Origin of the sequence: Streptococcus australis, from assembly GCF_003943615.1 — a bacterium.
Classification (GTDB): domain Bacteria; phylum Bacillota; class Bacilli; order Lactobacillales; family Streptococcaceae; genus Streptococcus; species Streptococcus australis_C.
Genome location: NZ_RJPZ01000002.1, coordinates 43,653 through 65,192, shown reverse-complemented (window position 1 = coordinate 65,192; position 21,540 = coordinate 43,653). Strand labels below are relative to the sequence as shown.

Genomic DNA, 21,540 nt, shown 5'->3' with positions numbered 1-21,540 from the left:
TCCATTCCTTTTTTCATTTTTCCTGCTCAAGAATAGTGTATTTCCCCGTCAAATATGATAAAATAGGGGAGAATAACTTAGGAGGTTCCAAATGACTACTGAACATATGGAAGAATTAAATGACCAGCAGATTGTCCGTCGCGAAAAGATGGCGGCCCTTCGTGAACAAGGAATCGACCCATTTGGAAAGCGATTCGAACGTACTGCAGATTCTGGTCAATTAAAAGAAAAATATTCAGAATTAGATAAAGAACAACTTCATGACTTGAATGAAACAGCCATTATTGCAGGCCGTCTCATGACCAAACGTGGAAAAGGGAAGGTTGGTTTTGCCCACCTGCAAGACCGTGAAGGTCAAATCCAAATTTACGTTCGTAAAGATGCGGTCGGTGAAGAAAATTATGAAATTTTCAAAAAGGCTGACCTTGGAGATTTCCTTGGGGTAGAAGGGGAAGTGATGCGGACAGACATGGGCGAGCTTTCAATTAAAGCTACTCACATCACGCACTTGTCTAAAGCCCTTCGTCCCTTGCCTGAAAAATTCCACGGACTTTCAGATGTGGAAACCATCTATCGCAAACGTTACTTGGATTTGATTTCTAACCGTGAAAGCTTCGAGCGTTTTGTGACTCGTTCAAAAATCATTTCAGAAATCCGTCGTTACTTGGATGGTCAAGGCTTCCTTGAAGTAGAAACTCCTGTCCTTCACAACGAAGCTGGTGGAGCATCTGCGCGTCCATTTATCACTCATCACAATGCCCAAAACATTGACATGGTCCTTCGGATCGCGACTGAGCTTCACTTGAAACGCTTGATTGTCGGTGGAATGGAACGCGTCTATGAAATCGGACGTATCTTCCGTAATGAAGGAATGGATGCTACTCACAACCCTGAATTTACATCCATTGAAGTCTACCAAGCCTATGCTGACTACCAAGATATTATGGACTTGACAGAAGGCATTATCCAACACGCTGCTAAAGCGATTCATGGGGATGGTCCAGTTAACTACCAAGGAACTGAAATCAAGATCAATGAACCGTTTAAACGGGTCCACATGGTGGATGCCATCAAGGAAATTGCTGGTGTTGATTTCTGGAAGGAAATGAGCTTTGAAGAAGCAGCAGCCCTTGCTAAAGAAAAACATGTGCCAGTAGAAAAACACTATACGGAAGTGGGTCATATCATCAATGCCTTCTTCGAAGAATATGTGGAAGAAACCTTGACCCAGCCAACCTTTGTTTATGGACACCCTGTTGCTGTATCTCCATTGGCTAAGAAGAATGACGAGGATCCTCGTTTCACGGATCGTTTCGAACTCTTCATCATGACCAAGGAATATGCCAATGCCTTTACAGAATTGAACGACCCAATCGACCAATTGGAACGGTTCGAAGCGCAAGCACGTGCTAAAGAATTGGGAGACGACGAAGCAACTGGTATTGACTATGACTATGTTGAAGCCCTCGAATACGGTATGCCACCAACAGGAGGACTTGGAATCGGTATCGACCGTCTCTGCATGCTCTTGACAGATACAACCACTATTCGGGATGTTCTTCTCTTCCCAACTATGAAATAATTTAATAAGAAAGAGGCTGGGACAAAAGTCCTAGCCTCTTAATTGTCTTTTGATTGTCGAGCAAGACGCAGTGGTTGAGTGGGCTCTACTACGCTGATTTCATCAGCTTTTACAGTCCTACTCAACTGTGCGGAGGTGGGACGACGAAATCGAATTCTAACGAATGACCGATTTCTGTCCCACTCTCTTTTTAGTCTTCCATATAAGAAGTGTCATTCCAAGTTTCTAAGTGATAGTGTTCAAAATCCTCTGTTGTCAAAATGGTCACACTGGCATTGTTAAGGCCACCATTTTTACGGAGTTCCTCTGGTTTATAGCCAAGTAGGGTCCGAATGGAAGCTGTTAAATTAGCCCCATGTCCAACGATAAGAACGGTATCGAGCTCTTTTCCTTTCAGGCTTTTCACAAAATCACAGGTACGCTTGGTTGTTTCAGAAACGGATTCTGCCTCAAATAGGTCGTGATGGAATTGTGATAGATCGTGTCGGAAAGCCTTCATTTCCTCCGGATAGAGAGCTTTCAACTCCACAATTTTTCCACCTTCTAGCCTACCAAGCTGCCATTCCCGTAGAGCAGGAGTCTCTTGGAGGAAGATGGGATGCTGATTTTGCTTGAGGAGGATTTGAGCAGTATGGACGGCTCTTGGCAAGTCGCTTGAATAAGCTGCATCAAAGTGTGTTTGAGATAGATGCCGACCCAAGGCTTCTAACTGCTGGATGGAAGATTCTAAAAGCGGGGAGTCGCCGTTTGCCCCTTGGATACGGCCCTCCTCGTTCCACTCAGTGCGTCCATGACGGACAAAATATAGTTTCATAGTGGTTTTATCCTTTACTCGACCAAGTTTTCGAAGCTAGCCTTGACAAAATCAGCTAAATCTTGTGCCTTGATTTGAATACTGTGACCAACTTCACCTGCAGAGACAATCATCTGATCTAGTTCCAAGGCAGATTGGTCAATGAAAATAGGGTAGTTGTGTTTTTGTCGAATGCCAACAGGATTATTGGCCCCGTGGACATAGCCTGTTGTTTTTTCTAAGTCTTTCTGTGGAATCATGTTGACTTTTTTATTGCCAGATAGTTTGGCCAATTTTTTCTCTGACAGGTGGGCAGAGATGGGAACAATTCCGATAACAGGACCAGTTTTATCACCAGTCAGGGCCAATGTCTTATAAATTTGCTCAGTCCTAATCCCTTCTGGAATTATTCCTTCAAGGGCATTGATTTGTAATCCCATATGGGGGATCTTTGCTTTTTGCAAAATTTGTTCCACCAATGTTTTTTTTACTTTTTGTTTTTTCGCCATCTTACTATTGTCTTTCTCTAAATTTTCTAATATTATATCATACTCTTTGAGTTGCAGTTTAAGAGAAAAAGAGGCGTCTGCCTCTTTTAATTCTTTTCTACTGTAAATAGTTTTCGGTAGATTTTCTCTTGATCTTGTGTGGGTGCAATCTGGTTCAAGTCCAAGTAGTGGGTGAAGCCATTCAATTGCCCTTGAGAGGTATACTGGTGAAGATCATATTCATCATCAGTAGATGGAGCTGCATTGTAATAGCCATCATCATAACCATAAGTTGGAATCCAGAGGGCGGTAAATTTATCAGTGGAGATACTATGTTCTTCCATGAAGTAGGTCCCGATATAGATTCCGATATTTTTGGCTCCCAATGATGCTAGCTTGGCACGGAAGGCTTCCACTCCGGCGTTCATATCACCCATGGTTTTTTCTTCTACATCCAGCCAATAATAGGTTGGTTTGTATTTTTTGGATGCCTGATAGAACTCTTCTGCTTCCTTTTCCATTTCTTTTTTGTCCTTGGCAGCTACGTAAGCATAAACCGCAACTGGAATATTTCGTTTTTGAAACTCTTTAATATGAGTTTCGTATGATTTGTCTATTCCATTTAAATAAGTCGCAGCATTTTCTTTTTTAGCTTGAGCGCCACTATGAACACGAACAATGACTCCAGAAACATTCTGTGCTAAGAGATCATAATTAATCTCGCTTGGTAATTGCCAACCAGAGATGTCAATAATTGGTCGATTCAAAAATTCTTGATCTAGTTCTTCTACTGAGTCAGAAGAAGAGGAAGATGGGACTTTTGATTGATTGGTTTTCTTTGCCTCTTGTGTAGTCTTGCTTCTAGCAAGTTGATTCCTTTGAATATCTGCTACTGTTTTAGAAATTAGCAGAAAAGAAAAGATGCTTAGGAAAAAGACGAAGAGGACAATTGGTTTAATCCTTTTTCTCATACAGAATCATTTTACCGCAAAAGATGGAAAAAGGCAAAACAAAGGGTCTGAAAGCGCCAAAACAAACGATTGTCGTAAAAATGCAGATTACTTTTTTGGACTAAGCTAGTAGGAGGAATAAAAACAGGGCTAGACTGGTTTGATTAATCCTCTATGATAGGTGAAAACCGAATCTTATTTGGTATTTCCTTTTTTTTACTATTGAAAGGTGATATAATGAAGACTGAAAATTAGAAGTATGGGTGTTACATGAAATTAGAAAAACGTCATTTTTTAAACTATTCAATCCTGATACCGTACCTCCTTTTGTCAGTATTAGGATTGATTGTAGTCTACTCGACAACGAGTGCCTTAGCCATCCAAAAAGGGGTTAGTCCTTTCGGAATGATCAGAAGCCAGGGAATCTTTTTTGTTCTGAGTTTGATTACCATTCTCTTTATCTATAAGGTGAAATTGAATAACCTTAAGAAAAAGGCTTTCATTGGGATTGTTATTATTGCGGAGACGATCCTTCTCCTGTTATCGCGTTTTATCACAGACACGGTGAATGGGGCGCATGGGTGGTTAAATTTTGGAGGTTTCTCTATTCAGCCAGCTGAGTACTTGAAAATCATCCTAGTTTGGTACTTGGCCTTGGTTTTCTCTAAAAAGCAAGAAGAAATTCAACGATATGATTACCAAGCGCTTACCCATAATCAGTGGATTCCTCGGGATTTGGCAGATTGGCGTTGGATGGTGCTCTTCTTAATTGCTATTGTAGTCATCATGCCAGACTTAGGAAATGCGACCATTCTCGCACTAACAACTTTAATCATGATTAGTGCAAGTGGGATAGCCTACCGCTGGTTCTCAAGCCTATTAGCTATGCTAGTGGGGGGATCAACTGTTCTCCTTTATTCCATTCAGTTAATTGGGGTAGAGCGCTTCTCAAAAATTCCCGTCTTTGGATATGTAGCGAAACGCTTCAGTGCTTTTTATAACCCCTTCAATGATTTATCAGATTCTGGACACCAATTGGCCAATTCCTATTACGCCATGAGCAATGGGGGCTGGTTTGGTTTAGGCCTTGGAAATTCGATTGAAAAGCAAGGGTACTTGCCAGAAGCACATACAGACTTTGTCTTTTCAATCGTTATTGAAGAACTTGGCTTTGTGGGAGCTAGTCTGATCTTAGCCTTGTTATTCTTCTTAATTTTGCGTATTATTCTTGTCGGTATTCGGGCAAGAGATCCATTTAATTCGATGATGGCCATCGGTATAGGAGGGATGCTCCTGACCCAAACCTTCATCAATATTGGTGGGATTTCTGGGTTAATTCCTTCGACAGGAGTGACCTTCCCCTTCCTATCACAAGGAGGAAATAGTTTGTGGGTCCTATCCATTGCGATTGCCCTTGTCTTGAATATTGATGCGAGTGAAAAGCGCGCCCTGGCTATTCAAGAGGCTCCTTCATACGAGAAGCCTCAGAAGATCCAAAGCTATTACTAAGCCGGAGTGAGTAAAGAAAGGAGTTATCATGACTTTACAAAAACTAGAGAGCTATACCAACAAAGAGATTATCAAAGAAGAAGTTGAGATTTTAACCACTATTTTAGAAGACATTGCTAAAAATTTGGTGAGTCCAGAAACCTTTGATAAGATTCTTGAATTGAAAAAACTATCTGTCTCAAAAGACTATTTAAAATTAGATCAAATTGTTAGAGAGCTATCAAATGAAGAGATGATCGTGATTTCTCGATACTTTGCCATTCTCCCCTTATTGATTAATATCTCTGAAGATGTCGATTTGGCTTTTGAAATCAATCATCAGAATAATGTGGGACAGGACTATCTAGGGAAACTATCGTCAACCATCCGCCAGGTGGCTGAGACTGAAAATGCTCAGGAAATTTTGGAACGCCTCAACGTGGTACCAGTATTGACAGCTCATCCGACCCAAGTGCAACGGAAAACCATGTTGGACCTAACCACTCAGATTCACAGCCTTTTGCGCCAACACCGGGATGTAAAAGCAGGCTTGATGAACGAGACCAAATGGTACAATAATTTGCGTCGAAATATTGAAATTATGATGCAAACCGATATGATCCGTGAAAAGAAACTCAAGGTAACAAATGAGATTACCAATGTCATGGAATACTATAATAGTTCCTTCCTTCAGGCTGTTCCTAACTTAATGTTGGAATACAAACGTCTTGCCAAGGAGCAAGGGATCGAGTTACAGCAACCTAAACCGATTACGATGGGAATGTGGATTGGTGGAGACCGGGATGGGAATCCTTTTGTAACTGCTGAGACCTTGAAGCGATCAGCTACCATTCAAAGTGAAGTTATTCTAAACTACTATATTCAGAAAATATCTAGCCTATATCGGAATTTCTCCCTTTCTACCAATCTTTCAAAAACCAGTCAAGCGGTTGAAGAGATGGCGGCCCGTTCGAGTGATACCTCTGTCTTTAGAGAGAAGGAACCCTACCGTCGAGCCTTCCATTATATTCAATCCAAATTGGTCCAAACCTTATTGAATATTAAGGAATGGTCAGTAGTTGGCTCAACAGTAGATGAGCGCCATCCGATTGAACGTCTTCTCGGTGCTCACACCCATCAACAAGGAGTGGTTTCCGATTATATCGGTACCCGTATCAGTGGTGCTATCCAAGAGTTGGCAGAAGATCGTCCTCCTTATTACGAAACAGTTGAAGAATTTAAACAGGATTTGACCTTGATTCAAGAATCATTGATTGAAAATAAGGCAGAGGCTTTAATCTCAGGTGAGTTTGCTGAGTTATTAGAAGCAGTAGAAGTCTTTGGATTCTTCTTGGCTTCGATTGATATGCGTCAAGATTCGAGTGTCCATGAAGCCTGTGTTGCAGAACTATTAAAAGAAGCAGGGATTAATGATCACTACAGTGATTTGTCAGAAGACGAAAAGTGCGAGTTGCTGTTACAAGAGTTGTTAGAAGATCCTCGGATTTTATCTGCTACCCATGCAGAAAAATCAGAATTGCTTGAGAAAGAATTAGCTATTTTCCAAACAGCGCGTGAATTAAAAGACCGCTTAGGAGAAGATGTCATTCGTCAAACCATTATTTCTCATGCAACCAGTGTATCGGATATGCTTGAGTTGGCCATCATGTTGAAAGAAGTGGGACTGATTGATAAGGAAAGCGCACGTGTGCAAATTGTTCCTCTCTTTGAGACGATCGAAGACTTGGATCAGTCAGAAGATACGATGAGGAAGTATCTGTCACTTCCAATTGCTAAGCGCTGGATTGCTTCTAAGAATAACTACCAAGAAATTATGCTTGGTTATTCAGATAGTAATAAAGACGGTGGTTATCTATCTTCTTGTTGGACTCTTTATAAGGCCCAACAACAATTAACAGCGATTGGCGACGAATTTGGTGTCAAGATCACCTTCTTCCATGGCCGTGGTGGAACGGTTGGTCGTGGTGGTGGCCCAACCTATGAAGCTATCACCTCACAACCATTGAGATCCATTAATGACCGAATTCGTTTGACTGAGCAAGGTGAGGTCATTGGCAACAAATATGGGAATAAGGATGCAGCATATTACAACTTAGAAATGTTGGTCTCTGCAACGATTAACCGGATGATTGCTAAGAAGAAGAGTGAAAAGAGCATGTCCGATCAGTACAATGAAATTATGGATCAGATTGTCAATCGTAGCTACGATATTTATCGTGAACTGGTTTTTGGCAATGAACATTTCTATGATTACTTCTTCGAATCCAGTCCGATTAAGGCCATTTCTAGTTTCAATATTGGTTCCCGTCCAGCAGCCCGTAAGACCATCAAAGAAATCGGTGGTTTGCGTGCCATTCCATGGGTCTTCTCATGGTCACAGAGTCGCGTGATGTTCCCTGGCTGGTACGGTGTAGGGTCCAGTTTTAAAGAATTTATTGATGCAGATCCTGAAAACATTGAAACCTTGCGTTATATGTACAAAAAATGGCCATTCTTCAAGTCCCTTCTTTCAAACGTAGACATGGTGCTCTCAAAAGCCAATATGAACATTGCATTTGAATATGCCAAGCTATGTGAAGAAGAGGAAGTTCGTGATATCTTCAATATTATCCTGGACGAATGGCAATTGACCAAGGATGTTATTTTACAAATTGAAGGTCATGATGAACTCTTAGCTGAGAACCCTTATCTAAAAGATAGTTTAGATTATCGTATGCCATACTTTAATGTTCTGAACTATATTCAATTAGAATTAATTAAACGCCAAAGACGTGGTGAATTGCCTGCAGATCAGGACAAGTTGATTCATATCACCATCAATGGTGTCGCGACAGGATTGCGTAATTCTGGTTAAAAAAATCGGAACCCTTGTTCCGATTTTTTTCTATTCAGAATCAGGTGAGATAGGGGATTTTATGGGAGATTTTTGAAAGCTTAATCAAGTTCTTTCTGCTAGATGGAAAAATAAAAGATAAGAAAAGGAATAATTAAGAAAATATAGGTAAAAGGCTTGCAATTTCATCTAAAATTAGATAGAATAGTAAGGAAAGTTAGACTGTATTGCCTACTGTCTATCTATAAAATATATTTTATTGGAGGCTTTTACTCAAATGGCAAAAGAAAAATACGATCGTAGTAAACCACACGTTAACATTGGTACTATCGGACACGTTGACCACGGTAAAACTACCCTAACTGCAGCTATCACAACTGTTTTGGCACGTCGCTTGCCTTCATCAGTTAACCAACCAAAAGACTATGCGTCTATCGATGCTGCTCCAGAAGAACGCGAACGCGGTATCACCATCAACACTGCGCACGTTGAGTACGAAACTGAAAAACGTCACTATGCTCACATCGACGCTCCAGGACACGCGGACTACGTTAAAAACATGATCACTGGTGCTGCCCAAATGGACGGAGCTATCCTTGTAGTAGCTTCAACTGACGGACCAATGCCACAAACTCGTGAGCACATCCTTCTTTCACGTCAGGTTGGTGTTAAACACTTGATCGTCTTCATGAACAAAGTTGACTTGGTTGACGATGAAGAATTGCTTGAATTGGTTGAAATGGAAATCCGTGACCTTCTTTCAGAATACGATTTCCCAGGTGATGACCTTCCAGTTATCCAAGGTTCAGCTCTTAAAGCTCTTGAAGGTGATTCTAAATACGAAGACATCATCATGGACTTGATGAACACTGTTGATGAGTACATTCCAGAACCAGAACGCGATACTGACAAACCATTGCTTCTTCCAGTCGAAGATGTATTCTCAATCACTGGACGTGGTACTGTAGCATCAGGACGTATCGACCGTGGTATCGTTAAAGTCAACGACGAAATCGAAATCGTTGGTATTAAAGAAGAAATCCAAAAAGCGGTTGTTACTGGTGTTGAAATGTTCCGTAAACAACTTGACGAAGGTCTTGCAGGGGATAACGTTGGTGTGCTTCTTCGTGGTATCCAACGTGATGAAATCGAACGTGGACAAGTTATTGCTAAACCAGGTTCAATCAACCCACACACTAAATTCAAAGGTGAAGTTTACATCCTTTCTAAAGAAGAAGGTGGACGTCATACTCCATTCTTCAACAACTACCGTCCACAGTTCTACTTCCGTACAACTGACGTAACTGGATCTATCGAACTTCCAGCAGGAACTGAAATGGTAATGCCTGGTGATAACGTGACTATCGACGTTGAGTTGATCCACCCAATCGCCGTAGAACAAGGTACTACATTCTCTATCCGTGAAGGTGGACGTACTGTTGGTTCAGGTATGGTTACTGAAATCGAAGCTTAATTCGATCTAGTTCCCAGATTAACAATTATATAGACAGACAGAAAACCCCGTGAAGACGGGGTTTTTATTATGCTAAAAAGTAAAATGGGCTTGTGCAACCTTTCATTATGACGAAAATTATGGTAAAATAGGTATTATAAAATTAGAAAAACGAGGTATGTGAAATGTCACGTAAACCATTTATTGCTGGTAACTGGAAAATGAACAAAAACCCAGAAGAAGCAAAAGCATTCGTTGAAGCAGTAGCATCAAAACTTCCTTCATCTGATCTTGTTGAAGCTGGGATTGCTGTTCCTGCCCTTGATTTGACAACTGTTCTTGCTGCGGCTAAAGGTTCAAACCTTAAAGTTGCTGCTCAAAACTGCTACTTTGAAAACGCTGGTGCCTTCACTGGTGAAACTAGCCCACAAGTTTTGAAAGAAATCGGTACTGATTACGTTGTGATTGGTCACTCAGAACGTCGTGACTACTTCCACGAAACAGACGAAGACATCAACAAGAAAGCAAAAGCAATCTTTGCTAATGGTTTGCTTCCAATCATCTGTTGTGGTGAAAGCCTTGAAACTTACGAAGCAGGAAAAGCTGCTGAATTCGTAGGTGCTCAAGTTTCTGCTGCTTTAGCTGGATTGACAGCTGATCAAGTTGCTGCTTCTGTAATCGCTTATGAGCCAATCTGGGCTATCGGTACTGGTAAATCAGCTTCACAAGACGACGCACAAAAAATGTGTAAAGTGGTTCGTGACGTTGTAGCAGCTGACTTCGGTCAAGAAGTGGCTGACAAAGTACGTGTTCAATACGGAGGTTCAGTGAAACCTGAAAATGTTGCTGAATACATGGCTTGTCCAGATGTTGATGGAGCTCTTGTTGGTGGTGCATCACTTGATCCAGAAAGCTTCTTAGCTTTGTTGAACTTCGTAAACTAATGCAGAATAAAAAAGGCGAGAGACTTCTCGTCTTTTTCATATTAAAAAAACCAGCTGTAGGCTGGTTTTCTTTTTTATGAACGTCCTAAGATTCGTTTGATCAAGGACAAGGTTTTAAATTTCAGAGGATTTGGGTAATATCGGAAGGTTCCCATCTTACGGACGATATAGCCGTTGAAGTTTTGTTTGAAACGAAGAACACCATCTGAGCCATCAAAGATTCCTTGAATGCCTAGGAAATTGTATAAGGTGATTCCTTTTTCTAGTGCGCGCTTCATTGCATGGTATTGAATCAAGAAGGCGGCAGAAAATTTTTGATATTTGGTATACGAACCACCAAATAAATAGGTCACTTCTGATGGATTATAGATGATGAGGGCGCAGGCCAAAGGAACAGTTTCAGCAGTTTCGTCAGCCAAGGTCTCTTGGACAATTGTCTTTTGTTTCTCTAATTTTTGCAGCTGTTGCTCATATTGTTTCGATGAAGGATTTAGCAAGGAAATCTTCTGGTCTAAGTAAGCAAGTGCATCAGCTGTATTGATTTCAGCAATGAGAAATTCGGCATTTTCCTTAAAGGCATCATAGAGATCGTAGTAGTAGTCTAGACTCTTGTCTTCAAATCCTTGACGTTTTCCAGTTTCTTCAATAATTTGTTTAAACTGAGGGATCTCATCTCTACTAATATTTCGGATGGAAATGTCATAGTTAAGGGCAGTCGTAATATTACGGCTACAGTTTTTGTTGAAGGATTTTAGGAGAGATTTGGCATCATAATCAGTTAGGTCCTTCAGATAATGCCAAACAGGTTCTCCTCCTGGATAGCCTACTTGTAAGCCGTCAAATTGATAGCCAAGATCCAGTAATGAATGGAGAAGCTGTTCTTGCTCTTTTTCAGTCGGATTTCCATTGCTATCGAAAACTTGATAGTGGTCATAGGGTTTTAAAATAAATTCGATACTACCATTTTCTTTTACATAACCCTGTACTGCTTTGTAAAAATCTGGTAGATGGCGAGCATCCGTCACGATTGGTCCGCTATTGATTTCGTAATGCAGACCTCCGGTCATGGGTAGGCTGTATAAAATGGCAGAGATAGCTAATGTACCTTGCTCTTCCCATCCAATATATTGAATGGTTGCGCCTCTTTTTTGAAGCAAATCAGCCATTTCAATACTCTGTAAAAAAGAGTGATTGGAAGTAGTAAGAGAGTGTTGGTAAAAATCTTCCCTACTAATAATCTTGAATGTCATAGGTCACCTTACTGTTTATTTCTTAGTTTTTTTCGTAATTGATAGGCCTTGTTCACAAGGGGATAAAGAATACTCGTTGGGAGGTTGAATTCACCAACAAATTCTTCGATCATTGGATTAAATTTTGACTTGAAGTGGTAGAGTCCTCCATCTAAATGGTTCTCAACTCCTCCCATATTTTGCCAATCAGCTCCACGGTCAAAGGCATGTTGGGCTGTTTCATACCAAGTCAAAATAGCTGGTTGATAACGGCGGAAGTTCTCATCCATCCCTGCATAGACATTCTCTGAAGTGCCTCCAAATTCAAGAGTCAAGGTTCCAGAAAGAGAAACGATTTCTTGGCCGTCTTTTAGCTCTTGATTGAGAAATTGGATTTCTTCTTCCAAACGTTCTTTTTCTTGACGGTTGTTGTCAATCTTGCCTGGTTTTGTTTTTTCGTTAAAACGACTAGCTTCTGCTTGATTTTTTTCCAGTTGCTCTTTGAGTGAAGCAAGACGTTGAGCCAAGTTAATTCTTGATAGAGTGATGTAAGATTGCCCTGCATAGGTTGTTAACAGTTTCTCATAATAGTCCTTTCCACGAAGATGGATACCTTTACGAGCCTCTGTTTTTTTCATCAGAGCTGCAAATTCATCTAAGAGTTCTGTGCCTCCAAAGATGACTTCGACTCCTTTATTTCGGGCGGTCCGAATGGCTTGCTTGGTGGATTTAGACAGTTGGTCCTCTGTGAAGTATTCCTTGTAGATATTGGCCTGGAAACGTGGTTGAATGGTTTCTCCCATGTCTTCCGTCCGACCAACCCATTCCACTCCACATTCTTTTAAAGATTGGATAATCGCTAAAGTAGCCTCTTGATCTTTTGCCTCTTGGCCGATTAATCCTTTTCTAAGGAAAAGAGAGGGATCAAATTTGGCGAAAACAGCTCGCTTACTTTTAGCATATGTTTTGATGGATTGGAGCATAAAGGACACTAATTGGCTATTTTGGTAATCCATTATAGGTCCACGTGGGATATAGAGCATAGTAAAACCAAGTGGGAGGGGTTGGATTAAAATACTTGCAACTGCAACTAGTTTTTGATCTTGGTAAATCCCAAGGCGTTCATTGCCCCAGTTATCTTTGATATTTGCCCAATCTGAGCTTTGAAGCAAATTGGTCTGGGAGCTATTTTTAACGAATTCATCATGTTCTTCGGCTGTAATACCGATTTTATAACTATACATTAATGGAGTACCCACTTTCTAAGGGCGTAAGCAACACCCGACTCATCGTTGGATTGTGTAACGACTTTAGCGATCTTTTTTAGTTCAGGACTAGCGTTGTCCATTGCTACAGGGAGACCAGCAACCTCTAGCATAGCCTGGTCGTTTTCTTGATCTCCGACCGCCATCACTTGGTCTGGACTTAGGTTTAACTTGGACGCTAACTGTAAGAGAGCTTGACCTTTATTTACTGTCTTAGGTAAAATCTCAAGGTAAAAAGGTGCGGAACGCACAATCGTAAAACGGTTGTAAAAATTATCCGGAATAGCGGAGAGGACCGTTTCTAAGACTTCCGGTTCGTCGACATACATACACTTGAGAACCGTATGATGCTCCATTTCTTCAGGAGTCCGATAGAAAAGATCCGAGTGGACCAATTTGGCTTCATGGACGGTATAGGTACCAATGTTACGATTAGCTGTATAAATGCCAGACTTGGTACTAGCATGCATAGGAACAGCTAACTTACGAGCTAGCGCTTCAATATCCAAATAATCGTTGTAGGAGAGGTGTTCTTCATAGAGAGTTTCACCAGTGTGGGCGTCTTGAATCAGTCCCCCATTGAAGGTGATGACGAGGTCACCTGGTTGATCCAAATGAAGTTCCTCCAACAATCGAAGGACACCAGAACGAGGACGACCAGTTGCTAAGACAACATGAACCCCTTGAGCTTTGGCATCTTGGATAGCCTGGAAAACTTCGGAGGTTACTTGGCCGTCAGACGTTAAAAGGGTTCCATCGATATCCAGGGCAACAAGTTTAATGTTCATGTTTCTCTCCTGTGAAGGTATCGTTGATAATATAGGACTGGAATAATTGTAGTTGAGGTGTAAACAAGCTATTTTCAAGCAACATTTCTTTCGGGAAATAGAAGCGGTTATCCCCTTGTCTACTACCAGCTAAGGAAGCAACGATAGGAGAGAGTAAGGATAGCTCAGCTAATTTACCATCCTTTTGGATGATCTCAATTTGAGTACGAGGTTTTTCTGAATCTGGTCGGTAAACGTCGTAAGGAAGGTCAAAGTTTCGATGGATAGCTGTATAATAGATCGGATCAAAACCAACCTCTTGAATCAGTTGTTTGAGAGCAGCTAATTGTTTTTCATCCTTATCTTGAAAGAGAATGGATTTGAAAACCTTGCGATTGATAAAACGCTGGGCCAAATCAGAGAGAACAGAATCAGGACTCTCCATCCAAGATTGAAAATAGGTATTCATGACGCCGTCGTCCAAAGCCAAGTAATCGGCAAGGTTCACTTGGTGTTCAAAGAACGGAATCAAGCGAGGTGAAGTCGCGTGAAAGAACTCCTTGTGCGTAGTATAGAGATGACGTGCTCGCTTGAGTAGGTTTTGCAATAGGACTTCCATTGCTCTAGTGGCTGGGTGAAAGTAGACCTGCATATACATTTGGTAACGAGAAACCACATAATCTTCAACCGCATGCATCCCATTGACCTGAAAGGCAATCCCGTTTTCTACTGGACGAATAACACGCAAAATACGAGTTAAATCAAAGTTTCCGTAAGAGGCACCAGTGAAGTAGGCGTCTCGTAGAAGGTAATCCATGCGATCGACATCAATCTGACTAGAAATTAACTGCACCACTTGTTTATTAGGGTAGGTGTGGTCGATAACACTGGCAACCTTTTGAGGGAAATCTGGAGCTACTTGAATTAAAATCTGGTAGATTTCCGTTTCAGGACAGGTAATGATTTCCTGGGTCATTTTTTCATGATCTGTATCAAATAGTCCTTCAAAGGTATGTGAATAGGCCCCGTGTCCAATGTCATGGAGCAAGGCGGCAACCATGGTAAGGAGGGATTCACTCGAGTCCCATTGGTCGGTATATTTCTCATCAAAGATAGATAAGATACGACGAGCAATTTCGTAGGCTCCTAGACAGTGCGAAAAACGACTATGCTCGCCCCCATGAAAGGTAAACCCAGAGGTTCCCAACTGTTTGATGCGACGTAGTCGTTGAAATTCTTTTGTATTAATGAGCTTGTAAATGACTGGGTGATCCACGTGGATATAGTTGTGCACAGGATCCCGAAATACTTTTTCATTCATGCCTCTATTATAGCAGAAAACGGCCTAAATTGGTATCGAGAGATGGTTGCAATAGGAAAAAGAAAGAAGTTTTTGGTAAAATAAAGAAAAGAGGGAAAGGATGGGAACTTTTGAAAATTAGAATAAAAAATCAGATTCAATTTGATGATCAACTCGAAGCAATGGATCAATATTACGAAGGGGAGTGGAAGGAAAAAGGTGGCTATCACTATCTGCTTTACGTCAACGAAGAAGGAGAAAAAGTAGCTTTGAAATTTCATGATCAAGAATTGATCATGACTCGTTTCTCGACACCAAAATCCATCATGAAATTTGTGGCTTCAGAGAAAGGCCATGCGCTCATTCCGACTCCCCTAGGTATGCAGCAATTTGTGATTGATACCAAGGAATATGCCTTGGAGCAAAATAAGCTTGATTTGTCCTATCAGTTGTTGACGGCAGATGAAAGTCAGCAATTCGCTACCTATCGCTTAGAATTGACTTGGGAAGACTAGTTTATCAGTAGTTTTTCTTGATTTTTTTACGAGTTGTGGTATAATGAAACCACTCAAGGGAGTAGCTGGCGGATTTCCCGCGATAGTGTCGTCATTACGAATTATTTCCGGCACTATATTAAACAGCGAGACTTGTTTTTTTAAAAAACAGGTCTCTTTTTTTGTAAAAAGAGGCCAAAAAAGGAGGAGACTGTTTTGTCAAAAGAACAAAATAAAGACTTGTTTTACACACAAACCGCAGAAGAAGTCCTAAAGAAATTGGATTCATCTATCGAAGGTTTGTCAACTGCTCAAGCTCAAGAACGTTTAGCGACTTATGGTCGTAATGAGTTGGAAGAGGGCGAGAAACGTAGCCTACTAGCTAAATTCCTTGATCAATTTAAGGATTTGATGATTATCATCTTGCTTGCGGCAGCGGCACTTTCTGTGATTACAGAAGGGATGGATGGTTTAACAGATGCTATTATCATCTTGGCCGTTGTTGTCTTGAATGCTGCCTTTGGTGTTTACCAAGAAGGTCAAGCAGAAGCAGCCATTGAAGCTCTGAAAAATATGTCTAGCCCGATGGCCCGTGTTCGTCGTGATGGTCATGTTATTGAGATTGACTCGAAAGAATTGGTACCTGGAGATATCGTCTTGCTTGAAGCTGGAGATGTGGTGCCTGCAGATATGCGCTTGTTTGAAGCGGCTTCCCTTAAAATCGAAGAAGCAGCTCTTACAGGGGAATCTGTCCCAGTTGAAAAAGATGTGACAGGACTTGTTGAAGCGGATGCTGGTATCGGGGACCGTGTTAACATGGCTTACCAAAACTCAAACGTAACTTACGGTCGTGGTATTGGTGTTGTGACTAACACTGGTATGTATACAGAAGTTGGTAAGATTGCAGATATGTTGGCTAATGCCGACGAGACAGAGACACCATTGAAGCAAAGCCTGGAACAATTATCTAAGGCCTTGACTTACTTAATCATTGTGATTGCAGTGATTACCTTCTTGGTTGGTGTCTTTGTTCGTGGTGAACATCCATTAGAAGGCTTGATGGTGGCAGTTGCCCTTGCAGTAGCGGCTATTCCAGAAGGGCTTCCTGCCATTGTAACTATCGTTCTATCTTTGGGAACTACAACCCTTGCAAAACGTAATTCGATTGTCCGCAAATTGCCAGCGGTTGAAACTCTTGGTTCAACAGAAATCATCGCATCTGATAAAACAGGTACCTTGACTATGAACCAAATGACGGTTGAGAAAGTTTATACCAACGGTCAATTGCAAAGCTCGGCATCTGAAATTGCTGTTAGCAATAATACCCTCCGTATCATGAACTTTGCCAATGACACCAAGGTGGATCCATCTGGCAAGCTGATTGGTGATCCAACGGAGACAGCTCTTGTACAGTTTGGTTTGGACCACAACTTTGATGTTCGTGAAGTCTTGAAGGATGAGCCACGTGTGGCTGAATTGCCATTTGACTCAGACCGTAAACTCATGTCTACCATTCATAAGGAAGCAGATGGCTCTTACTTTATCGCTGTCAAGGGTGCGCCTGACCAATTGCTCAAACGCGTGACACGCATCGAAGTCAACGGAGAAGTTCGCCCAATCACAGAAGAAGATAAAAATGCTATCCTTGCTACCAACAAAGACTTGGCCAAACAAGCCCTTCGTGTCTTGATGATGGCTTATAAGACCAGCAATGAAATTCCAACCTTGGAATCTGAAATTGTTGAATCTGACCTTATCTTCTCTGGTTTGGTCGGCATGATTGACCCTGAACGTCCAGAAGCTGCAGAAGCTGTTCGTGTCGCTAAGGAGGCGGGCATCCGTCCAATCATGATTACTGGTGACCACCAAGATACAGCGGAAGCTATCGCCAAACGTCTCGGTATCATCGATCCAAATGATACAGAAGACCATGTCTTCACAGGGGCTGAATTGAATGAGCTCTCTGATGAAGAATTCCAAAAAGTCTTCAAGCAATACTCTGTTTACGCGCGTGTATCGCCTGAGCACAAGGTTCGGATTGTGAAAGCATGGCAAAAAGAAGGCAAGGTTGTTGCCATGACTGGTGACGGGGTCAACGATGCGCCATCACTTAAGACTGCTGATATTGGTATCGGTATGGGGATTACTGGTACAGAGGTTTCTAAGGGAGCTTCTGATATGGTCCTTGCCGATGATAACTTCGCAACCATTATCGTAGCAGTTGAAGAAGGACGTAAGGTCTTCTCCAATATCCAAAAATCCATCCAATACCTCTTGTCTGCTAATATGGCTGAGGTCTTCACTATCTTCTTTGCAACCCTCTTTGGTTGGGACGTTCTTCAACCAGTGCATCTATTATGGATTAACTTGGTAACAGATACCCTACCAGCTATCGCTCTTGGTGTGGAACCAGCTGAGCCAGGTGTCATGACCCACAAACCTCGTGGACGTAAGTCCAACTTCTTTGACGGTGGGGTCTTTGGAGCCATCCTATATCAAGGAATCTTCCAAACTATCTTGGTACTTGGCGTATACGGATGGGCAATTCTTTTCCCAGAGCACCAGAGTCACGCAGAAATCCATGCGGATGCCCTTACTATGGCCTTTGCAACTCTCGGTTTAATCCAATTGCTCCATGCCTTTAACGTGAAATCGGTCTATCAATCGATCTTTAAAGTGGGACTCTTCAAGAACAAGACCTTTAACTGGTCTATCCCAGTAGCCTTTATTCTCTTAATGGCAACCATTATGGTACCTGGATTTAATAAACTCTTCCACGTTTCAAACTTGAGTTTGACGCAATGGTTGGTGGTTGCTGTAGGTGCAATTATGATTGTGGTTCTTGTTGAAATTGTCAAAGCCGTCCAACGTGCACTCGGTAAGGATAAAAACGCTATTTAAGCATTGAAAAGTCATCTTCAGATGGCTTTTTTTGTGTGCAGAAATGTTTGGGCATATTTCTTGAGTCCAGAATTGATTTTTGATAAACTAGACGACAGTTTGAAGAAAGGAAACTATATTATGAAAAAGTTTTTTGCTGAAGTAATCGGCACATTTATGCTTGTCTTTATCGGGACTGGCGCTGTTGTTTTTGGAAATGGGACTGAAGGTCTTGGTCATTTAGGAATTGCCTTGGCATTTGGTTTGTCTATTGTTGCAGCAGCATACTCTATTGGGACTGTTTCTGGTGCCCACTTGAACCCAGCTGTTTCTATTGCTATGTTTGTCAACAAACGCTTGTCATCTAAAGACTTGGTCAACTACATTGTAGCGCAAGTAGTGGGAGCTTTCCTTGCGACTGCTTCTGTTTTCTTCCTGTTGTCCAATTCTGGTATGTCAACAGCTAGTCTTGGTGAAAATGCCTTGGCTAAAGGAGTAACTCCACTTGGCGGATTCTTGTTCGAAGTGATTGCATCCTTTATCTTTATCTTGGTCATTATGACAGTGACATCAGCTTCTAAAGGAAATGGGAAAATTGCTGGACTTGTGATCGGTTTGAGCTTGACCTTGATCATTCTTGTAGGTTTGAACATTACAGGTCTTTCTGTTAACCCAGCTCGTAGCTTGGCTCCTGCTCTCTTTGTAGGTGGTGCAGCCCTTCAACAAATTTGGATCTTTATCCTTGCTCCAATCGTTGGTGGTGTCTTTGCAGCTCTTGTTGCAAAGAATCTCCTTGAAACAGAAGAATAAGCTATTTTAACGAAAAAAGATTTCGGCTCCTTTTTGAATCGAAATCTTTTTATTTTTTTAGTAGTCAAGGATGGTTAAAGCTTGACGAAATTCATTTGCTAAATGTTGTCTTTTGTATTGATGAAATTCAGGTAAGTCCTTCACAGCATTGTAGCGTTTATGAAGACGATACATTTGGGAAATCTTGTACTGAGGGAAGGACTTGAAAAAATCCTCCGTCAATTGCCACTCACGGACATAGCCTAAGGGTCTCGTGGAGTATTGGATACCATCGATGATTCTGGAAGAATGGCGATGATGTAAGTGTCCGAAGACTACATCTCTTACCCCATGTTTTACAAAGAGATCATGAAAAGCTTGACTACCTAAGAAGGCATTGAATTTCTGAAAGTAGGGGTGGCTAACGAGAAAATCCTTGTGGGGAACAAAGTGAAGAGCGACGATGATTCTACCATCTAAAGAAGCTAGTACCTGATCCAATTGGGAGAGAACTTCTTGCGTGATTGTTGGGTCGTCTAAGGGACGTTCCAATCTTCGATCAAACCAGAAAGTATTTTTGGTACGTAGGTGGGCCTCCTTGCTCTTTTCAGGGACAAAGCTATAATCGTACCAACCAGCAAGACTGACTAAATGGCTATCTCCAAAGGTCTGGACTTGAAAATCATACTGATGGATTTCCTCCTCTGAGAGGTATAACATATCGTGATTGCCCAGATTAAAGGAAACAGGGAGCTGGGTTTGGAGGTCCTGAATAAAGGGGAGACTCATCTGCTTAAAGTCATTGGAAATGTCGCCAGCTAGATGAAGGTGATCAATCTGTTCTTCTTGTAGGACCTGAAGGAGTTGCATGCGTTCGGCCTCGCCAAACTGATTGGAATCCAGGTGCAGGTCACTCATAAAACCAATACGTGTCATATCACTAGTGTATCACAAGTTGATAAGAAAAAGAAAGTTAACCAACATGTAACAAATCTAACAATTATGTAACAAGGGAAGTGACAACGGCTTGGTTTTATGCGATTTTTGTAGGATAAATGATTCCTACTATCTCTTACTATGTGCAAATGACGGGGTTTGTGGTATAATAGACTGATACTTAGAAAGAGGTACTTATGGATATTTCAGAAATCCGTCAGAAAATTGACGCGAATCGTGAAAAATTAGCTTCTTTCAGGGGGTCTCTTTGACTTAGAGGGTCTGGAAGAAGAAATTGCCATTTTGGAAAACAAAATGACAGAACCTGATTTTTGGGATGATAATATTGCAGCGCAAAAGACATCTCAGGAATTAAATGAGTTGAAACAAACCTACGAGAATTTCCATCAAATGACAGACTTGTTTGATGAATCCGAAATCCTTCTTGAGTTTCTCTCAGAAGATGAATCCGTTCACGAAGAGCTAGAAGAGAAGTTGATAGAGTTGGATAAGATGATGACCAGTTATGAAATGACGCTTCTCTTATCAGAACCCTATGATAATAATAATGCAATCTTGGAAATCCATCCAGGATCTGGAGGTACTGAGGCTCAGGACTGGGGAGATATGCTCCTTCGGATGTATACCCGCTTCGGAAATGCTCATGGTTTCAAAGTGGAAGTCTTGGACTATCAGGCAGGAGACGAGGCTGGGATTAAATCAGTGACGCTGTCCTTCGAAGGACCGCATGCCTATGGCTTGTTGAAATCAGAAATGGGTGTCCACCGTTTGGTACGGATCTCGCCATTCGACTCAGCTAAGCGTCGTCATACTTCCTTCACGTCAGTTGAAGTCATGCCAGAATTGGATGATACGATTGAAGTGGAAGTCCGAGATGATGATATCAAGATGGATACCTTCCGTTCAGGTGGAGCTGGTGGACAAAATGTCAACAAGGTTTCAACAGGTGTTCGATTGACCCACATCCCAACAGGGATTGTAGTGGCTTCGACGGTTGACCGGACTCAGTACGGAAACCGTGACCGTGCAATGAAAATGTTGCAGGCAAAACTTTATCAATTGGAGCAAGAAAAGAAGGCGGCTGAGGTGGACTCCTTAAAGGGTGATAAAAAAGAAATCACCTGGGGAAGTCAGATTCGCTCCTATGTCTTTACACCATATACCATGGTGAAGGATCATCGTACGAGTTACGAAGTAGCCCAAGTTGATAAAGTAATGGACGGAGATATTGATGGCTTTATTGATGCCTATTTAAAATGGCGTCTCAATTAAAGCCCTCCTTCTATATAAATTGTGGAAAGGAATTT

At 41.5% G+C, this 21,540-nt stretch carries 17 protein-coding genes; 9 read left to right on the top strand and 8 right to left on the bottom strand.

The features are described 5' to 3' along the window. Positions 1–91 precede the first annotated feature (91 nt). Entirely contained in the window at positions 92–1,582 is a 1,491-nt protein-coding gene (lysS, locus tag D8785_RS02145) for a lysine--tRNA ligase (RefSeq protein WP_125374322.1), read from the top strand. A 190-nt stretch (positions 1,583–1,772) separates the two neighbouring features. Here lysS and D8785_RS02135 read toward each other — a convergent pair whose 3' ends face one another. The 3 genes from D8785_RS02135 to D8785_RS02125 form a co-directional block, all read right to left on the bottom strand. After that, entirely contained in the window at positions 1,773–2,396 is a 624-nt protein-coding gene (locus D8785_RS02135; protein WP_125374321.1) for a histidine phosphatase family protein, read from the bottom strand. A gap of 14 nt (positions 2,397–2,410) precedes the next feature. After that, positions 2,411–2,884 (bottom strand): aminoacyl-tRNA deacylase, encoded by a 474-nt coding sequence (locus tag D8785_RS02130; RefSeq protein ID WP_125374320.1) that lies wholly within the window; start codon positions 2,882–2,884, stop codon positions 2,411–2,413. Between the two features lie 86 nt (positions 2,885–2,970). Next, on the bottom strand, positions 2,971–3,834 hold the full coding sequence (locus D8785_RS02125) for a GH25 family lysozyme (RefSeq protein ID WP_125374319.1): 864 nt from the start codon (positions 3,832–3,834) through the stop codon (positions 2,971–2,973). Positions 3,835–4,083: 249 nt separating this feature from the next. On the opposite strand from D8785_RS02125, the gene ftsW reads away from it, so the two are divergent. From ftsW to tpiA, 4 genes are all read left to right on the top strand, one after another. Next, complete coding sequence (gene ftsW, locus D8785_RS02120) at positions 4,084–5,322, top strand: cell division peptidoglycan polymerase FtsW (protein ID WP_125374318.1); 1,239 nt, start codon at positions 4,084–4,086, stop codon at positions 5,320–5,322. Positions 5,323–5,350: 28 nt separating this feature from the next. Beyond that, entirely contained in the window at positions 5,351–8,176 is a 2,826-nt protein-coding gene (gene ppc, locus D8785_RS02115; protein WP_125374317.1) for a phosphoenolpyruvate carboxylase, read from the top strand. Positions 8,177–8,432: 256 nt separating this feature from the next. Beyond that, positions 8,433–9,629, top strand: a complete 1,197-nt coding sequence (gene tuf, locus D8785_RS02110; RefSeq protein ID WP_061564186.1) for an elongation factor Tu — start codon at positions 8,433–8,435, stop codon at positions 9,627–9,629. Positions 9,630–9,793: 164 nt separating this feature from the next. Beyond that, on the top strand, positions 9,794–10,552 hold the full coding sequence (gene tpiA, locus D8785_RS02105) for a triose-phosphate isomerase (RefSeq protein ID WP_125374316.1): 759 nt from the start codon (positions 9,794–9,796) through the stop codon (positions 10,550–10,552). Between the two features lie 74 nt (positions 10,553–10,626). Here the strand turns inward: tpiA and D8785_RS02100 are convergent, their stop codons facing one another. The 4 genes from D8785_RS02100 to D8785_RS02085 are packed head-to-tail and all read right to left on the bottom strand — an operon-like array spanning position 10,627 to position 15,134. Further along, on the bottom strand, positions 10,627–11,802 hold the full coding sequence (locus D8785_RS02100; protein WP_125374315.1) for a peptidoglycan bridge formation glycyltransferase FemA/FemB family protein: 1,176 nt from the start codon (positions 11,800–11,802) through the stop codon (positions 10,627–10,629). An 8-nt stretch (positions 11,803–11,810) separates the two neighbouring features. Next, positions 11,811–13,025, bottom strand: a complete 1,215-nt coding sequence (locus D8785_RS02095; RefSeq protein ID WP_125374314.1) for an aminoacyltransferase — start codon at positions 13,023–13,025, stop codon at positions 11,811–11,813. Further along, positions 13,025–13,834, bottom strand: coding sequence for a sugar-phosphatase (gene yidA / locus D8785_RS02090; RefSeq protein ID WP_125374313.1), 810 nt, complete (start codon positions 13,832–13,834; stop codon positions 13,025–13,027). Before yidA ends, D8785_RS02095 begins: the two co-directional genes overlap by 1 nt. Next, positions 13,824–15,134, bottom strand: coding sequence for an HD domain-containing protein (locus tag D8785_RS02085; protein ID WP_125374312.1), 1,311 nt, complete (start codon positions 15,132–15,134; stop codon positions 13,824–13,826). Before D8785_RS02085 ends, yidA begins: the two co-directional genes overlap by 11 nt. Positions 15,135–15,244: 110 nt before the next feature. Here D8785_RS02085 and D8785_RS02080 point away from each other — a divergent pair, with 110 nt between their 5' ends. The 3 genes from D8785_RS02080 (at position 15,245) to D8785_RS02070 (ending at position 19,297) form a co-directional block, all read left to right on the top strand. After that, entirely contained in the window at positions 15,245–15,628 is a 384-nt protein-coding gene (locus tag D8785_RS02080; RefSeq protein WP_125374311.1) for a YwiB family protein, read from the top strand. 195 nt (positions 15,629–15,823) lie between these two features. After that, positions 15,824–18,508, top strand: a complete 2,685-nt coding sequence (locus D8785_RS02075; protein WP_123160466.1) for a cation-translocating P-type ATPase — start codon at positions 15,824–15,826, stop codon at positions 18,506–18,508. Between the two features lie 120 nt (positions 18,509–18,628). Beyond that, positions 18,629–19,297, top strand: coding sequence for an MIP/aquaporin family protein (locus D8785_RS02070; protein ID WP_023023834.1), 669 nt, complete (start codon positions 18,629–18,631; stop codon positions 19,295–19,297). Positions 19,298–19,354: 57 nt separating this feature from the next. Here the strand turns inward: D8785_RS02070 and D8785_RS02065 are convergent, their stop codons facing one another. Next, positions 19,355–20,212, bottom strand: coding sequence for a metallophosphoesterase (locus D8785_RS02065; protein ID WP_125374310.1), 858 nt, complete (start codon positions 20,210–20,212; stop codon positions 19,355–19,357). Between the two features lie 197 nt (positions 20,213–20,409). Here D8785_RS02065 and prfB point away from each other — a divergent pair. Continuing rightward, positions 20,410–21,505, top strand: a protein-coding gene (prfB, locus tag D8785_RS02060) for a peptide chain release factor 2 (RefSeq protein ID WP_111674402.1) whose coding sequence is annotated in 2 segments (ribosomal slippage) — positions 20,410–20,481 and positions 20,483–21,505 — 1,095 coding nt in all. Because the reading frame shifts where the segments join, the coding sequence is not laid out codon by codon here. Positions 21,506–21,540: the final 35 nt, after the last annotated feature.

Coding starts and splice junctions, on each gene's coding strand:
- lysS (WP_125374322.1), top strand. CDS start 92: ATGACTACTGAACATATGGAAGAATTAAATGACCAGCAGATTGTCCGT.
- D8785_RS02135 (WP_125374321.1), bottom strand. CDS start 2,396: ATGAAACTATATTTTGTCCGTCATGGACGCACTGAGTGGAACGAGGAG.
- D8785_RS02130 (WP_125374320.1), bottom strand. CDS start 2,884: ATGGCGAAAAAACAAAAAGTAAAAAAAACATTGGTGGAACAAATTTTG.
- D8785_RS02125 (WP_125374319.1), bottom strand. CDS start 3,834: ATGAGAAAAAGGATTAAACCAATTGTCCTCTTCGTCTTTTTCCTAAGC.
- ftsW (WP_125374318.1), top strand. CDS start 4,084: ATGAAATTAGAAAAACGTCATTTTTTAAACTATTCAATCCTGATACCG.
- ppc (WP_125374317.1), top strand. CDS start 5,351: ATGACTTTACAAAAACTAGAGAGCTATACCAACAAAGAGATTATCAAA.
- tuf (WP_061564186.1), top strand. CDS start 8,433: ATGGCAAAAGAAAAATACGATCGTAGTAAACCACACGTTAACATTGGT.
- tpiA (WP_125374316.1), top strand. CDS start 9,794: ATGTCACGTAAACCATTTATTGCTGGTAACTGGAAAATGAACAAAAAC.
- D8785_RS02100 (WP_125374315.1), bottom strand. CDS start 11,802: ATGACATTCAAGATTATTAGTAGGGAAGATTTTTACCAACACTCTCTT.
- D8785_RS02095 (WP_125374314.1), bottom strand. CDS start 13,025: ATGTATAGTTATAAAATCGGTATTACAGCCGAAGAACATGATGAATTC.
- yidA (WP_125374313.1), bottom strand. CDS start 13,834: ATGAACATTAAACTTGTTGCCCTGGATATCGATGGAACCCTTTTAACG.
- D8785_RS02085 (WP_125374312.1), bottom strand. CDS start 15,134: ATGAATGAAAAAGTATTTCGGGATCCTGTGCACAACTATATCCACGTG.
- D8785_RS02070 (WP_023023834.1), top strand. CDS start 18,629: ATGAAAAAGTTTTTTGCTGAAGTAATCGGCACATTTATGCTTGTCTTT.
- D8785_RS02065 (WP_125374310.1), bottom strand. CDS start 20,212: ATGACACGTATTGGTTTTATGAGTGACCTGCACCTGGATTCCAATCAG.